The following is a 15,548-nucleotide window of genomic DNA, read 5'->3' on the forward strand; positions in this document are numbered from 1 at the left end:
GGCGAACCATTTCAGCGCAGCCGCGACCGGCCGGTCGGCGCCAGCCGCAGCACCTGCGGCTCCGGCACGCCACCGGGAAGCTCCACCTCACCGGACGCGATGACGACGACGTGCCCGCCTCCCGTGCGGACGGGCAGCGCCGGGAAGTCGTTCTCCGCCTCCAGCGTGGCCAGGGCGAGCGCGTCCGGGCCGTACAGCGGGACGACCTCGTCCAGCATCGTCCGCTCGGCCTCCGCGAGCCGGTCGCCGAACGACCACAGGAACGCGTAGACCGGGGCGTCCGGCTCCGGAGCGCCGGCCGGCGGGCGGGGCGCCGGACGCACCGGGCGCAGGGGCCGCAGCAGCCGCGCGTCCGACGAGTCCAGCATCGTCGCGTTCGCCCGCTCCCGATGCGCCTTCCACACCGGGCCGTAGTAGAACGCGCGCAGCGCCTCGCCCCGCGCGCCCATGTCCGCGAACCCGCGCATCCAGACGAACTTGCCGGGATCGTCCAGGTCCCGGAACTGGCCGAGCACGGTCATGCCTGCGGCCTCCTGCGGTTCGACGAGGTGCCCGTCGAACAGCTCGATCAGCTCGTCCCGGCGCCCCGGCCGCAACCTGTACTGCCGCAACTCGATCACGTCCACGGCCCCAAGCGTCACCGCACGGCGCCGCGCGGACGAGCCGGGATCCGGCCATTTCAGGCCGGATCCGGGCCATCAGGACGTGTGCCGGACCAGCGCGGGCACGAGGACGTCCCAGGTCCGGCGCGGGATCTCGTTACCCGTCCCCTCAAGCACGAGAAGCTCCGCGCCGGGGATCTCGGCGGCGAGCGCGCGGCCGTTGCCGAGGGGGAAGAACAGATCGTCCTCGCCGTGCACCACCAGCGTCGGCGCGGTGATGGTGCCGAGCCGCTCCCGCCAGCGCGGGGCGCAGTCCATCGCGGCGAACGCCGTCCCCATCAGGTCCCCGCGGAGGGCGTCGGCGGAGGAGGCGTCGGCGCGGTCGTAGATCCGCTCGATGCCCGCCCGCGCCTCCGCCTCGTCGAACGCCGCACCGGCGCCATGCCGCGCGTTCCCGGTCATGAACGCGACGACCGAGGCGCGGTCGGACCAGTCGACCGCCGGCGGGTTCATGAAGCGCGCCATGAGCTCCGGCGCGTGCTCGGGCAGATCGGGATCGTTCGGTCCCGGCGCGGTCGGCCGGGTGGAGATCAGCGTGAGGCTCGCGACGCGCGCGGGGTGGTCGAGGGCGAGCAGCTGCGCGATCCAGCCGCCGGATCCGAACCCGACGACGTGCGCGGCGGCGATGCCGTGCGCGTCGAGGACTCCGGCGGCGTCGGCGACGAGGTCGCGCAGGTCGTAGCCGAGACCTTCCGCCGCCGGGGCGCCGGGCTCGGACCGCCCGGTGCCGCGCAGGTCGTAGCGGACGACGAAGCGCCGCAGCGCCGCCAGGCGCTCGCACAGCGCGTCCGGCCAGGTGAGCATCGTGTTGCCGATGAGCAGGACGGGCGCTTCGCCGGTCTCTCCGAACGTCTCCGCGCACAGCGCAACGCCGTTGACCTTGATGAAGGACTCCATGCAAGGACAGACCGCGGCGGGCCCCGCAACTCATCGCTCCCCCTCCGTCCACCGCCCGCGCCCCGGTCATGCGAGCGCGGGCGGTGGACGGGTCACTCCCCGCGGCCGGCGACGATGGCGGCGAGGGCTTCGGTGATGTTCGTCTCGGCGGCGGGCTTGGCGACGCCGGCCTCGGCGAGGATCCCGGTGCCGTTCTCGTGTTCGAGGAGGGCGAGCAGGATGTGCTCGGTGCCGATGTAGTTGTGGCCGAGGCGCAGGGCCTCGCGGAAGGTCAGTTCGAGGGTCTTGGTGACGTCCTGGTCGAAGGGGATGAGGGCGGGGAGGTCGGCGGCCTCGGGGGGCAGCGCGGCGGTGGCGGCCTGCCGGACGGTGTCGAGCAGCACGTCCTGCGCGGTGATCGCCTTGGCCGCGAGGGAGCCGGGGTCGGCGATCAGGCCGAGCACGAGGTGCGCGGGGGTGATCGCGGCGTTCCCGGCGGCGCGCGCCTCGTTCTGCGAGGCGATGACGACGTTGCGGGCGCGGGCGGTGTAGCGGGTGAAGCCCTGCGACGGGTCGAGGTCGGGCGAGGCGCCCTTGGGGACGAACCGCTTCTGCGCGGCCTGCTTGCTGACGCCCATGCTGCGGCCGATGTCGGTCCAGGACGCGCCGGAGCGGCGGGCCTGGTCGACGAAGTGGCCGATGAGGTGGTCGGCGACCTCGCCGAGGTGCTCGGCGGCGACGACCGCGCTGGTGAGCTGCTCCAGGGCGTCGGGGTGGACCTTCTTGATCGAGGAGATGAGGTCGTCGAGCCGGATCTGGACGTTGGACTGCGTCGGTTCGCTCATGCGTCAACCATAGGTTGACGATAATGGATCGTCAACCGTCGGTTGACGATTACCAGGCGGCGGCCCCCGCGAAGGAGGTGGCGTGCGGGGCGTAGCCGAGGACGTCGCGGGCGGCGGTGATGTCGAGGGTCCGCTCGACGGCCAGGTGGCTGATCGCGTAGCGGGTCAGGCGCGGCGGCTCCGGGCGGCGGGCCAGCAGGAACGCACCCTCTGCGGCGGCGGCGAGCGGGCGCGCGAGGCCGGCGGGGATGTAGACGGGCCGGGCGGCGACGCCGCGCTCGGAGAGGATCTCGCGGAACGCGTCGTCGATGACGACCGGGGCGGCGTCGGCGACGTTGAAGACACCGGACGCGACCGGCCCGGTCGCGGCGAGCAGGCACGCCTGGACGAGGTTCGCGATCGAGGTCAGGCTGATCCGCTGCCGGCCCGTCCCGACGGCGGGCAGCAGCGGCCCGCGAACGGCGGACAGCACCCGCGGCAGCAGCGTGGTGTCGCCGGGCCCGTAGACGGCGTGCGGCCGCAGGACGATCGCGCCGCGCCGGATCACGAACCGTTCGGCGGCGGCCTTGGACGCGCCATAGGCGTTGAGGTAGCGGGCGACGGGCGCCTCGTCCTCGGTCGCCATGACGCTCGGCCGGTGCGGGTCGTACACGCTGGCGGTGCTGACGTGCACGAACCGCGCACCGGGGAAGGACGCGAGGGCGTTGCGGGTGCCGGTGAGGTTGGCGGCGAACAGGCCGGCGGGCCGCCCCCAGTCGGTGACGCTGCCCGCGCAGTGGACGACGGCGTCGACGGCGGGCGCGTCCGGGATCGGCCCGCGGGTGAGGTCCCAGGACCGGTAGGCGGCGCCGGCGAGGTGCCCGGGCGGGACCGACGGCCGCCGGCCGAATCCGTGGACGGCGATGTCCCGGCAGGTCAGGGCGCGGCAGACGGCGCCGCCGACGAATCCGGACGCGCCGGTGACGGCGATCCTCATCCGGCCGCCCCGGCGCGCCGCGCGGCGAGGTCGCGCAGCCGGTCGCGGTCGAGTTTGCGGGTGCGGCCGGAGCGGGGCAGCGCGCCGAGGACGACGATCCGGTCGGGCAGCGCGTCGTGGTCGATGACGGCGGGCAGGCCGCGGCGCAGGCGCGCGGGGTCGGCGGTGCCGGCGACGGCGAGCACGACCTCCTCGTCGCCGGTCGCCGGGTCGGGGACGCCGACGATCGCGGCCTCGTCGACGCCGGGCAGCGCGGCGATCGCCGGCTCGTAGAGGCCGGGGTAGAGGTTGAACTTGCCGCGGATCAGCATGTCCTTCTTCCGGCCGGTGAGGACGATCCGCCCGTCGTCGAGGCGGGCCAGGTCGCCGGTCGCGAGTTCCTTGAACGGCTCCGCGCCGAGATAGCCGCGGCAGAGGTTCGGGCCGGACAGGAACAGTTCGCCGTCGCCGGCGAGCCGCGTCCCGACCCCGGGAAGGGGAGCGCCGAGAAGGTCGCCTTCGGCGCCGGACGCGGTGTGCGCGATTTTCTCATCGGCCGACGCGATCGCGACCGGCAGGATCTCGGTCATCGCGTAGACGGAAAGGACTTCGGCGGACGTCGCGCCGGTCGCGCGTTTGAGGATTCCGGCGGGTGCGGGCGCGGCGCCGAGCAGCACATAGCGGAGCGACGGCGGCAGTTGCGGCGCCACGTCCAGGATCTCGGCGAGATGGACCGGGACGCAGAACGTGTGGGTGGCGCCGCGCTCGCGCATGAGCCGCACGAAATCGGCGGGCGAGCAGAACAGCGGCGGCATCGACCAGCGGGCACCGGAGATGAGCGTCGGCAGTCCGAGCATCAGCTGGTCGGTGTGGACGACGTCGCCGGGCCCGAGCGGCATCCGGCCGCGGAAAAGGCCGAGCGCGGCGGCGAGGGACGCCTGGGAATGGACGACGGCGCGCGGCGCGGCGGTCGTCCCGGACGTGAAGATGACCGCCGCCGGGGCGTCGGGATCGGTGTCGTCCGCCGGTTCCGGCGCGTCGCCGCGCAGCAGTCCGGCGAGCGGCACGGAGCGTCGCGGCACGCCCGGGAGGCGCCGCCCGACGTGGACGTGCCGCATCGGGTCCTCGCCGGGGATCTGCAGTTCGGCGAGGTTCGGCAGCAGCAGTCCGCGCCGCCGCGCATAGGCCCGGACGATCCTCAGCCGGCTGCCCACATAGAGCACCGATTCGGCGGCGGACCAGCGGGGCCGCGCCAATCTCAACCGGGCCGTGAACATTTCCGGCCCGGCCCCGGGATCGGCGAAGACCACCACTCCCCCGGCGGCGACGACGCCCAGCGCGAGGACGAGGGATTCCGGTGAGGGACGGACGGAGAACAGCACTCCGTCGCCTTCCTCAAGACCTGCGGAAAGGAGCCCGTGCCGGACGGCGAGCACCTGTCGGCGCAGTTCCCCATAGGTCAGCTGCGCACCGTTCCCGGACACCAGCGCGACGGCGTCCGGTGTCCGCGCGGCCTGGTCGAGCAATTGCCGGACGAGCGTCATGAGACGGCCTCCGAACGGACGGCGAGATGGCTGTAGGTGGGGATCAGGACGCCGCGTGCCGCGGCGCGGCCGGTGATCCGCAATGGCGCGGCGTCCAGGATCGTCCCGGCGACGCGGCGGATCTGCGCGAGCGCCAGCGGATAGCCGATGCAGAAATGCGGTCCGGCGCCGAACCAGAGCCGCCGCAGTTCCGGCGGATGCGGACGCTCCAGGTCGAACGGGCCGTGGTCGCGGCAGCAGTTGTGCGTGGCGATGAGCACCCGGTCCCCCGGGCGGATCGCGACCCCGCCGACGACCGCCGGGCGGTGCACGCTCCGCAGCATCACCGGCGTCGGCGTCGTCACCCGCATCGCCTCGTCGATCGCCCGGTCGAGCAGCCCGCGCGCGCCGGCGACCCTCGTCAGCTGCCCCGCGTCGGCGAGCAGCGCGATCAGCCGGGGCAGCAGCGTGGCGACGGTCTCGGTGCCGGTGAGGAAGAACGCGCCCGCGGCGCCGCGCGCCTCGTCCTCGGAGAGCCCGAGGGTCCGCATCCGGCCCATGACCGTGGACTCGTCGCCGTCGGCGTAGGACTTGGCGGCGATGGCGCCGAGCGGGTCGAGGACGGCGCGGGCCCGCTCGACCTGCGCCGCAGTGAGGCGCCGCGTCCGCAGCGACACCATCGACACGATCCGCTCGCCCTGCTCGAACAGGTGCCGGAAGTCCGCCTCCGTCCCCGCGTCCAGGCCGATGACCTCGCTGATCACCGCGCCCGCCATGACGCGCGCGGCGTCGACGAGGTCGACGGTCGCGCCGCGCGCGAGCCGGCCGGCGAGCCGCTCCAGCGGGTCGGCGAGCACGCGCGCGCACAGCGCGTCGGTGTAGGACGGCGTGAACAGGCCGGTGAGGCGGCCGCGCAGCGCGCGGTGCGCGTCGCCCTCCATGTTCAGCAGGACGGACGGCCCGAGCACGGGCGTCCACAGGTCGCCGGGCGAGCCGGGGCCGTCCTTGCGGAACGTCTCGCCGTCCATCAGCACCTCGCGCGCGAGCGGCGCCGCGTTCACGACGACGCCGAGCCCCGGCACGCGGACGATCGGCCCGCGCCGGGCGAGGCCGCGCAGCAGCGGATACGCGAAGGGATGCGCGGCCAGGTAGAGCCGCCGCTCCCAGTCCGGGGACCTCATCGGATGTCCACCACCTCGGGCATGTAGCGGTGGTCGGCGTACCAGCCGAGGGTCTTGACCAGCCCGAACGCGCGCAGCCGCCGCACCGAGCCGTACACGGCGACGTCCTTGCGCAGCCCGTAGGCGTCGGTCAGGTAGCGGACGCGGTTGACCAGGGCGCGGTCCTCGTGGACGTCCTCGATACGGGTGCGCGGGAACCCGCCGGCGCGCTTGTACAGGTCGGCGGTGATCGCGACGTTGCAGCCCGGCATCATCACGTACGGACCCAGGTACAGCGGGTCCTGGTTGCCGGGACGGAACCGGCCGAACGTCGCGGCGACCCCGATCACCGCGGGCAGCAGGCGCCGCTCCCAGAACCTCAGCGGGAACTCGTCGGTGCGGGGGCGCAGCGGCCCGGACACCATCTCCAGCCCGTCCGCGAACGCCCGCTTCACCGCGGCGATCCAGTCTGGGTCCGGCAGGCAGTCGGCGTCGGTGCGGGCGATGTGCGTGGCGCCGGCGGTGGCGGCGTGCCGGAAGCCGGTGTCGGCGGCGGCGCCCGTCCCCTTCTCCGGTTCCGGGACGATCCGGACGTCCATCGCCGGGTGCTCGTCGGCGAACGCCCGGACGACCCCGGCCGTCCCGTCCCGGCTGCCGTTGTCGACGACGGCGAGCGTGAAGCCGGGGTCGGTCTGCGCGGCGAGCCGGTGCAGGGTCGCGCCGATCGAGCGCTCCTCGTCGAAGGCGGGCACGACGACCCAGAGGTTCATCTCCGGCATCGTCACAGCTCCGCGAACAGGACGCCGAGGCTGACGCCGCCGGCGAGGCCGACGAGCGCGACCCGGTCGCCGGGACGGCAGCGGCCCTCGCCGATCGCGGTGGCGAGCTGGAGGGGCAGGCTCGCGGACGCGACGTTGCCGTGCTCGGGCAGCGTCACGACGAGCCGGTCCGGCGGGATCCCGAGCGTCGCCCGCAGCACCTCCAGGTACGGCAGGGTCACCTGGTGGACGGCCACGACCGCGAAGTCGTCCCAGGTCAGGCCGGTCTTGGTGAGGGCGTTGGCGAAGATCTCCGGGCCGGCCGCGAGGAAGGCGTCCTTGAGCCGGCGGCCGTCGCCCTTGAAGTAGGTGTACTCGGGGTCGCGCGGGTGCATCGACCCGCCGGCGGGCAGCGTGCCGATCGGCCAGGCGCTGGAGACGGCGGCGAAGTCACGGTAGAAGATCCCGCCGTCGGGCGCGGCCTCGACGAGCATCGCGGCGCCGCCGTCCGACAGGGTGTAACCGGCGAACGCGTCCACGAACTGGGCGCGGTCGCGCACCGTCCAGCGGATCGCGCGGGACGGGCTCTCGCCGGTGCAGACCAGCACCCGCTCGTGCTGGCCGGTGCGGATCAGCGCGTCCGCCATCTGCAGGCCGTTGAGGAAGCTGTTGCAGGCGTTCTTGACGTCGAAGACGGGGCAGGACGCGCCGAGCTTGGCGGCGGCGATGTGCGCGGTGGCGGGCTCGATGAGGTCCTGCGAGGCGGACCCGAAGACCAGCAGGTCGACGGCGCCGGCACCGATCCCGCGCTCGGCCAGGACGCGGCGGGCGGCGGCGACGGCCAGGTCGGACGCCTGCTCGCCGTCGTCCATCACGTGCCGGGCCCGGATCCCGGTCATCCGCTCGACGATCGTCGGGTGCGGGCGGAAGCCGGGGCTCTCGGCCGCGATGCGCGCCTCGACCTGCGCGCTGGTGACCGCGCGCGGCGGCAGGTGCGCGGCGACGGCGGTGATGCGGGCTCTCATGGGCTGGTCCCCCGGTCCTCTGTCCTGTGTGGCAAAGCCAGGTTCGCGGGCCCCGACCGCGTCCGGACAGGGAGACCCTACGGAAGACCGACCAGGCGTTCTAGCCTGATTCGCGGTGAGTAGTGACACTCATCCCGAATGAGTACTTTGCCCGGCCAGCCGGTTCCGGCCAGGCACGTCGCGGACCCGGCGTCAGCCGACGGGCAGGTCCGGGCCGGCGGGCGCCGCGGCGCGCGGGATCTGCGTCTGCGCGGGCGGGGCCGAGGGCAGCGGGGAGACGACGATGGTCGCCGCCGGGCCGACCGGGTTCCCGTCGTCGCTCCTGCGCGAGCCCGACTGCCACCACCACAGCGCGACGGAGATCGCCAGCAGGACGAGCACGCCGCCGATCACCTGGATGACGGCCCGCCGGTGGCTCGGCTCGCGGGACCCGCGCCGGGCCCGCCAGGCGCGGACGCCGAACCGGCCGCCCGGCCGGCCGGGGCGCCGGCGCCGGGAGCGGCGCGGCGGCTGCGCGCGCTCGCGCGCGGACGGTTCGGTGAACGCGGCGTTCCTGACGAACTCCTCGTCGAACACGGGCTCGTCGAAATCAGCGGGCATGGACGTCTCCGGCGCGGGGGGAGTGCGAGCCCCAGGCTAGTGGACGCCCGCCGCACCTGAACGCCCCGGTTCGCGCCCGCGAAGTAGAACGAGTTCTACTTAGCTCTCCCGGCCGAGGTGAGCAAGGTCACCGCTCCGCGATCTTGAGTTCCGGACGAGCATCATGGCAGTGCAAGAACCCCCGGGTTTCGCCTGCTGAAAAGGGGAGTCGGCCTCCGCTAGGCAACCAAACGCTTGCTCAAGACACTCGGTTAGACTGGAGTCTCATTCGCTCTTGCCCGGCCGCTGAAACGGGTTCTACGGTGATCCGGACGTTCCGCGTCGCGCATCGGGAGGAACCGCGCATGACCGCCACCGCACCTGAGTCCGCCGTCCCCGCCGGGTTCGACTTCTGCTGCCCGGACCTGATGGCCGAACGGGTGCCGCTCGCCGAGTTCGCCGCGCTGCGCCGCACCGCCCGCCCCTGGTGGAACGCCCAGCCGCGCGGCCGCACCGGCTTCGACGACGACGGCTTCTGGGTGATCAGCAAGCACGCCCACGTCAAGGAGATCTCGCGCAACGCCGAGCTGTTCTCCGCCAACGCCAACGGGTCGGTCATCCGGTTCAACGAGACGTTCGGACGCGACGAGCTCGACCTGCAGCGCGAGAACCTCCTGCTGCACATGGACGCCCCGCAGCACGCCAAGCTCCGCCAGATCGTCTCCCGCGGGTTCACCCCCCGCGTCGTCAAGGGCCTGCACGACGCCCTGCAGGAGCGCGCCGGGCGGATCGTCGCCGACGCGCTGCGCAAGGGCGGCGAGGGCGACTTCGTCACCGAGGTCGCCGCCGAGCTGCCGCTCCAGGCGATCGCCGAGCTGATGGGCGTCCCGCAGGAGGACCGCCGCAAGCTGTTCGACTGGTCCAACCAGATGCTCGCCTACGACGACCCCGAGTACGACGCCGACCCCGCCTGCGCCGCCGCCGAGATCATCGGCTACTCGATGAACCTCGCCGAGCAGCGCCGCGGCTGCCCCGCGCACGACATCGTCACCAAGCTCGTCCAGGCCGACGTCGACGGCCGCGGCCTCAGCGACGACGAGTTCGGCTACTTCATGATCCTGCTCGCCGTCGCCGGCAACGAGACCACCCGCAACGCGATCACCCACGGCATGATCGCGTTCATGGACGCGCCCGAGCAGTGGGAGCTGTTCAAGGCCGAGCGCCCCGACACCGCGGCGGACGAGATCGTCCGCTGGGCCACCCCGGTCACCGCGTTCCAGCGCACCGCCGTCCACGACACCGAGCTCGGCGGCGCCGAGATCAAGGCCGGCGACCGGGTGGCGATGTACTACTCGTCCGCGAACTTCGACGAGGACGTCTTCGACGCCCCCGGCACGTTCGACATCACCCGCTCCCCCAACCCGCACCTCGGCTTCGGCGGCACCGGCGCCCACTACTGCATCGGCGCCAACCTGGCCCGCCTGGAGATCGGCCTGATGTTCGACGCGATCGCCGACCACATGCCGAACATCACCCGGACCGGCGAGCCCCGCCGCCTCCGCTCCGCCTGGCTGAACGGCATCAAGGAACTCCCTGTGAGGTACCGGGGGTGATCCCGTTGGGCGGGATCGGGGGTTACGGGGGAAAGTAGAACTGGTTACAGTCGAAGCGAATCCCGTTCTAGAAGGAGACCGCATGGGTACCCCGGTGATCGTCGAGGCGGTGCGCACGCCGCTCGGCAAGCGCAACGGCTGGCTGGCGGGACTGAAGCCGATGGCCGTCCTGTCCCACACGCTGATCGCCGCCGTCGAGCGCGCCGGTATCGACGCCGCCGAGGTGGAGCAGGTCTTCGCGGGGTGCGTGACGCAGGCCGGCGAGCAGGGCTCGCACATCGGCCGGTACGCCTGGCTGTACGCGGGGCTGCCCTGGCAGACCGGGGTCACCACGATCGACGCGCAGTGCGGGTCGGCGCAGCAGGCCGTCCACCTGGCCGCCTCGCAGATCGCCGCCGGCGTCGTCGACGTCGCGATCGGCTGCGGCGTCGAGGTGATGAGCCGCGCGCCGCTCGGCACCAACGTGCTGCCGCACAACCCGCGCCCGGACGACTGGTCGCTGGACATGCCGAACCAGTTCGAGGCGGCCGAGCGGATCGCGCAGCGGCGCGGCCTCACCCGCGACGACCTGGACGCGTTCGGCGCGCGGTCGCAGCAGCTGGCCGCCAAGGCGTGGGCGGACGGCCGGTTCGAGCGGGAGATCGTAGCGATCGAGGCGCCGGTGCTGGACGCCGAGGGGAACCCGACCGGGGAGACCCGGACGGTGACCCGCGACCAGGGCCTGCGCGAGACGACGAAGGAGGGGCTGGGCAAGCTCAAGCCGGTCCTCGGCGAGGGCTCGCTGCACACCGCCGGCACCTCGTCGCAGATCTCCGACGGCGCCGCCGCGGTGGTCGTCATGTCCGAGGAGAAGGCGTTCGAGCTGGGGCTGCGGCCGCGCGCGCGGATCCGGGCGCAGGCGCTGGTCGGCGGCGAGCCGTACTACCACCTGGACGGGCCGGTGCAGTCGACCGAGCGCGTCCTCGCGCGGGCCGGGATGACGATGGGCGACATCGACATCACCGAGGTCAACGAGGCGTTCGCGGCGGTCGCGCTGTCCTGGGCGTCGGTGCACAAGCCGGACATGGACACCGTGAACGTCAACGGCGGCGCGATCGCGATCGGCCACCCGGTCGGCGCGACGGGCGCCCGGCTGATCACCACGGCGCTGCACGAGCTGGAGCGGCGGGACGCGCAAACGGCCCTGATCACGATGTGCTGCGGTGGCGCGCTGTCCACGGCCAGCATCATCGAGCGCATCTGACCAGCACCTCCGACGCGCGGGGACCCCGGGCGCGCGGCCGCGCCGCGCGCTCCGCTAGGGTCCCCGCAACCGACTCGCCCGACCGGATCGGGTGCGAAAGGCGGTCCCGTGGAGCCGGTACCCGAGGATCTCGGCGGGGGGCTTTGGAGCGTTCCCGTCCCCATTCCGGGCAACCCGCTCGCCTACACGCTGGTGTACGCGGTGGAGAGCCCGCAGGGCCCCGTCCTGATCGACGCGGGCTGGCAGCACGAGGACGCCTGGACGGCGCTGCGCGACGGGCTCGGCACCTTCGGGATCGACGTCGCCGACGTGCGCGGCGTGGTCGTCACGCACTTCCACCCGGACCACGCGGGGCTCGCCGGGCGGGTCCGCGAGGCGTCCGGCGCGTGGATCGCGATGCACCGGGCGGACACCGAGATCGTCCGGATGTTCCACTCCGCCCTCGGGCACGAGGAGCGCCGCCGCTTCGACCTGACCGCGATGCGCCGCGCCGGCGCCGCCGAGTCGGAGCTGGACGGCGGGATGGACCAGCCGCGGGTGGACCCGCCCGCGATCCCGGACCGCGCCCTCGACGACGGCGAGCTGGTCGACCTGCCGGACCGCAGGCTGCGGGTGATCTGGACGCCCGGGCACTCCCCCGGCCACATCTGCCTGCACCTGGAGGACGGCGACCGGATGTTCACCGGCGACCACGTCCTGCCGCGCATCACGCCGCACATCGGGCTCTACCCGTACGACACCCCGGACGTGGACCCGCTGTCGGACTTCCTCGGCTCACTGGACAAGATCTCCGCGATGTCGGCGGCGGAGGTGCTGCCGGCGCACCAGTACCGGTTCACGGGGCTGTCAGAACGCGCGCGGGAGATCATCGGCCACCACGAGGAGCGCCTGGCGGAGGTGACGGCGCTGCTGTCGTCGCGTCCCGTCACGCTGTGGGACGTCACCGCCGGGCTGACGTGGCGGCACCCGTGGGAGCAGATGCCGCTGAGCGCGCGCCGGATGGCCGCCGGCGAGGCCGCCGCGCACCTGCGCACCCTGGAGAACCGCGGGACCGTCAGCCGCGAGGGCGACGACGACCCCCTCCGCTACGTCCTGCGCTGACCGGCCACGCGTTGACTTGCGGCGTGTCGGCCTTAAAACCCGCCTCATAAGGCCGACACGCCGCAAGTCAACGAGGCCGGGTCAGGAGCGGAGGCTGATGCGGCGGCTCTCCAGCCACCGCTGATCGTCCTCGGTCCACATGAGCGCCTCCGGCTCGTCGGCCGCGAGGCGTTCCAGTTCCGCCGCGGTGAGCGGCTCCGGCTCCGTCCGCAGCCGGGGCCGCGCCAGCGCCTCCCGCCGCGCCCTGCGTCTGCGGAGCGCCGTCCGGACGACATCGACGGCGGCGTACACCAGGATCCCGCCGACCACCAGTGCGAGAAACATCGCGGGACCTCCCATCCCGGAAACGGGCGTGCGTACAAGAAGTGACATTCCCGACCAGGCGGCACTACACCGCCCCATGTAGGTAAACGTCCGGCGCCCGGGCCTCGCCGCAACGTGACAGGGCGATGCGATTCGGGTCACTCCACCGTCTGGACCCTTGATGAGACTGGAGTCTCATGTTAGAACGTGTTCTACATCCGCATCCCGAGCAAGCGCTCAATCACAAGATCGTCCGCCCGGCGCCCGGCGCCGGTGCCCGGCCCCGCGCGGCGCGACACGGAGCCACCGTCCCGTCCTCGAAGTGACCAGCCCCACCGGCACGAAGGAACCCCATGGCCACTGAGACCCGTACCGCTCCCACCCCGGCCTTCGTCGCCCCCGAGATCGACGTCATCGATCCCGGCGTCTACGAGCGCGGCGGCATCCCGCACCGCCAGTTCGCATGGCTGCGCGACAACGACCCCGTGCACTGGCACGCCGACCCCAACGACGGGGTCGACGGCTTCTGGGCGATCACCCGGCACGAGGACGTGGTGCGCGCGTCGCGCCGTCCCGACCTGTACTCCTCGCACGAGCGGTCGGCGATGTTCGAGGAGTTCAGCGACGAGGACATCGCGCTGTACGGGCAGATGATGCTGTTCCAGGACCCGCCGGACCACACCCGGCTGCGCAGCATGGTCAACAAGGGCTTCACGCCGCGGATGATCGGCAAGCTGCAGGACCACATCCGGGAGATCTGCAACCGGCTGATCGACGAGGCGGCCGAGCTCGGCGAGTGCGACTTCGTCGAGCACTTCGCGGCGCCGCTGCCGCTCTACACGATCTGCGAGCTGCTCGGCGCGCCGCTGGAGGACCGCGAGAAGATCTTCGCCTGGTCCAACAAGCTGGTGGCCTTCAACGACCCCGAGTACATCGGGGACCGCACCGAGTCGCAGCTGTGCGCCGCCGAGTTCGCCGGCTGGGCGGGCGAGCTGGCCGCCGCGCGCGCGTCCACGCCGCGCGACGACATCGTGACCAAGCTGCTGACCCCGGACGCCGACGGCAACCGGATCACCGACGAGGAGTTCCAGCTCTTCGTGATCATGCTGTCGATCGCCGGGAACGAGACGACCCGGACCGCGACGGCGGGCGGCATGCAGGCCTTCTTCGAGCGGCCCGAGCAGTGGGCGCGGCTGAAGGCGGACCGGAGCCTGCTGCCGGCGGCGGTCGAGGAGATCGTCCGCTGGGTCAGCCCGATCAACCAGTTCCGCCGGACGGCCATGGAGGACGTCGAGCTGGGCGGCAAGCAGATCCGCAAGGGCGACAAGGTCGTCCTGTTCTACAGCTCGGCGAACCGGGACGAGCGGGTGTTCGACAACCCCTTCAGCTTCGACGTGGGCCGCGACCCGAACCCGCACATCGGCTTCGGCGGCGGCGGCCCGCACTTCTGCCTGGGCACGCACCTGGCCCGGATGAACCTGAAGATGATCTTCGAGACGATCCTGGACCGGATGCCCGACATCCAGCCCGCCGGCGAGGGCCGCCGGCTGCGCTCCAACTTCGTCAACGGGCTCAAGGATCTGCCCGTGCGCTTCACCCCGTCCCCCCGCCGAGGTTGATGATCGAGGTCTAACCGGACAGAGAGGTCCTGGCGCGATGACCACCACCCCCGAGATCGACCTGGTCGCCCTCGACGCGTACGAGCGCGGCGGCGCCCCCCACGAGCAGCTGGCGTGGCTGCGCGAGCACGACCCGGTGCACCGGCACCACGGCGACCCGGACCGGGACTACCCGCCCTTCTGGGCGGTCACCCGGCACGCCGACGTGGTGCACGTGTCCCGGCATCCGGAGATCTTCTCCTCCTACGAGCGGCTCGCGCTGTTCGACGAGCCGCCGGAGGAGCATCTGGCGCTCCAGCGCATGATGATGCTCAACCAGGATCCGCCGGAGCACACGCGCAAGCGCGGCATCGTCAACAGGGGGTTCACGCCGCGCGCGATCGGCGCGCTGGCCGACCACATCAGGGAGATCTGCCGGGGGCTGGTCGAGGAGACGGTGGCTCGCGGCGAGGAGGCCGACTTCGTCCGCGACCTCGCCGCCCCGCTGCCGCTGTACGTCATCTGCGAGCTGCTGGGCGCCCCGCCGGAGGACCGGGAGAAGATCTTCACCTGGTCGAACACGCTGATCGGCGGGGACGACCCGGAGTTCCAGCGGACGCCGGAGGAGGGCCAGGAGGCGGCGACGCAGCTGTACGCCTACGCCAACGTGCTGGCCGCCGACCGGCGGGAGAACCCGCGCGACGACATCGTCACGAGGCTGCTCCAGCCGGACGCCGACGGCCAGGTGCTGGACGGCGACGAGTTCGAGCTGTTCGTGATGCTGCTGTCGGTCGCCGGGAACGAGACGACCCGCAACGCCGCGACCGGCGGCATGCTCGCGCTGCTGGAGCACCCGGAGCAGTGGGCGCGGCTGCGCGCCGACCGGTCGCTGGTCCGGACGGCGGCGGACGAGATCGTCCGGTGGGTCACGCCGGTGAACCTGTTCCGCCGGACCGCCGTGCGGGACACCGAGCTCGGCGGGCGGCAGATCTCCGCCGGGGACAAGGTCGTGGTGTTCTACTCCTCGGCGAACCGGGACGAGGCGGTCTTCGCCGACCCGTACGCCTTCGACGTGGGCCGCGACCCGAACCCGCACATCGGGTTCGGCGGCGGCGGCCCGCACTTCTGCCTGGGCTCCCATCTCGCCCGGCTCGAGCTGAGTGTGCTTTTCGAAACACTTTTGGACACTGTGCCCAATATTGAACTCGGCGGTAACGTACGGAGGCTAAGGTCTAGTTTCATCAACGGCATAAAGGAGATGCCGGTGCGTGTGCGACCGGCGTCCCGCGACTGACGGGAGTGGTGCG

Annotated in this window: 15 protein-coding genes; 5 read left to right on the forward strand and 10 right to left on the reverse strand. The window is 72.7% G+C overall.

Translation table 11 applies throughout. From position 1 onward, the window contains the following. Window positions 1–11: 11 nt before the first annotated feature. The 9 genes from J4709_RS15280 to J4709_RS15320 form a co-directional block, all read right to left on the reverse strand. Entirely contained in the window at window positions 12–626 is a 615-nt protein-coding gene (locus tag J4709_RS15280; RefSeq protein WP_208241174.1) for an NIPSNAP family protein, read from the reverse strand. A gap of 72 nt (window positions 627–698) precedes the next feature. Beyond that, on the reverse strand, window positions 699–1,559 hold the full coding sequence (locus J4709_RS15285; protein WP_208241176.1) for an alpha/beta fold hydrolase: 861 nt from the start codon (window positions 1,557–1,559) through the stop codon (window positions 699–701). Window positions 1,560–1,651: 92 nt separating this feature from the next. Then, entirely contained in the window at window positions 1,652–2,383 is a 732-nt protein-coding gene (locus J4709_RS15290) for a Clp protease N-terminal domain-containing protein (protein ID WP_208241178.1), read from the reverse strand. Between the two features lie 49 nt (window positions 2,384–2,432). Continuing rightward, the gene (locus tag J4709_RS15295; protein WP_208241180.1) at window positions 2,433–3,359 is read right to left on the reverse strand and encodes an NAD-dependent epimerase/dehydratase family protein; all 927 of its coding nucleotides are present in this window, start codon (window positions 3,357–3,359) and stop codon (window positions 2,433–2,435) included. Continuing rightward, window positions 3,356–4,882: a class I adenylate-forming enzyme family protein gene (locus J4709_RS15300; protein ID WP_208241182.1), complete on the reverse strand. Its 1,527-nt coding sequence runs from the start codon at window positions 4,880–4,882 to the stop codon at window positions 3,356–3,358. The genes J4709_RS15295 and J4709_RS15300 overlap by 4 nt, the downstream gene beginning before the upstream one ends. Next, entirely contained in the window at window positions 4,879–6,042 is a 1,164-nt protein-coding gene (locus J4709_RS15305) for a cytochrome P450 (protein WP_208241184.1), read from the reverse strand. Before J4709_RS15305 ends, J4709_RS15300 begins: the two co-directional genes overlap by 4 nt. After that, window positions 6,039–6,791, reverse strand: a complete 753-nt coding sequence (locus tag J4709_RS15310; RefSeq protein ID WP_208241186.1) for a glycosyltransferase family 2 protein — start codon at window positions 6,789–6,791, stop codon at window positions 6,039–6,041. The genes J4709_RS15305 and J4709_RS15310 overlap by 4 nt, the downstream gene beginning before the upstream one ends. Window positions 6,792–6,802: 11 nt before the next feature. Beyond that, on the reverse strand, window positions 6,803–7,804 hold the full coding sequence (locus J4709_RS15315) for a 3-oxoacyl-ACP synthase III family protein (RefSeq protein WP_208241188.1): 1,002 nt from the start codon (window positions 7,802–7,804) through the stop codon (window positions 6,803–6,805). Between the two features lie 192 nt (window positions 7,805–7,996). Further along, complete coding sequence (locus J4709_RS15320) at window positions 7,997–8,404, reverse strand: SCO2583/SCO2584 N-terminal domain-containing protein (protein WP_208241190.1); 408 nt, start codon at window positions 8,402–8,404, stop codon at window positions 7,997–7,999. Between the two features lie 344 nt (window positions 8,405–8,748). Here J4709_RS15320 and J4709_RS15325 point away from each other — a divergent pair, with 344 nt between their 5' ends. The 3 genes from J4709_RS15325 to J4709_RS15335 all read left to right on the forward strand — a co-directional run bounded on the left by J4709_RS15325 (window position 8,749) and on the right by J4709_RS15335 (window position 12,340). Then, window positions 8,749–9,996 (forward strand): cytochrome P450, encoded by a 1,248-nt coding sequence (locus J4709_RS15325; protein WP_208241192.1) that lies wholly within the window; start codon window positions 8,749–8,751, stop codon window positions 9,994–9,996. Window positions 9,997–10,078: 82 nt separating this feature from the next. After that, a complete protein-coding gene (locus J4709_RS15330; protein ID WP_208241202.1) occupies window positions 10,079–11,239 on the forward strand; it encodes a steroid 3-ketoacyl-CoA thiolase in 1,161 nt (386 codons plus the stop codon). Window positions 11,240–11,347: 108 nt separating this feature from the next. Then, on the forward strand, window positions 11,348–12,340 hold the full coding sequence (locus tag J4709_RS15335; protein ID WP_208241204.1) for an MBL fold metallo-hydrolase: 993 nt from the start codon (window positions 11,348–11,350) through the stop codon (window positions 12,338–12,340). Between the two features lie 81 nt (window positions 12,341–12,421). Here J4709_RS15335 and J4709_RS15340 read toward each other — a convergent pair whose 3' ends face one another. Next, the gene (locus tag J4709_RS15340) at window positions 12,422–12,664 is read right to left on the reverse strand and encodes a hypothetical protein (RefSeq protein ID WP_173099329.1); all 243 of its coding nucleotides are present in this window, start codon (window positions 12,662–12,664) and stop codon (window positions 12,422–12,424) included. Window positions 12,665–12,996: 332 nt separating this feature from the next. Between J4709_RS15340 and J4709_RS15345 the strand changes: the two genes are divergently transcribed. Together J4709_RS15345 and J4709_RS15350 are read left to right on the forward strand one after the other, a co-directional pair. Then, window positions 12,997–14,262, forward strand: a complete 1,266-nt coding sequence (locus J4709_RS15345) for a cytochrome P450 (RefSeq protein WP_208241206.1) — start codon at window positions 12,997–12,999, stop codon at window positions 14,260–14,262. 37 nt (window positions 14,263–14,299) lie between these two features. After that, complete coding sequence (locus J4709_RS15350; RefSeq protein WP_208241208.1) at window positions 14,300–15,535, forward strand: cytochrome P450; 1,236 nt, start codon at window positions 14,300–14,302, stop codon at window positions 15,533–15,535. The last annotated feature ends 13 nt before the right edge of the window (window positions 15,536–15,548 follow it).

It is taken from the genome of Actinomadura violacea (assembly GCF_017573465.1).
Classification (GTDB): Bacteria; Actinomycetota; Actinomycetes; order Streptosporangiales; family Streptosporangiaceae; genus Spirillospora; species Spirillospora violacea.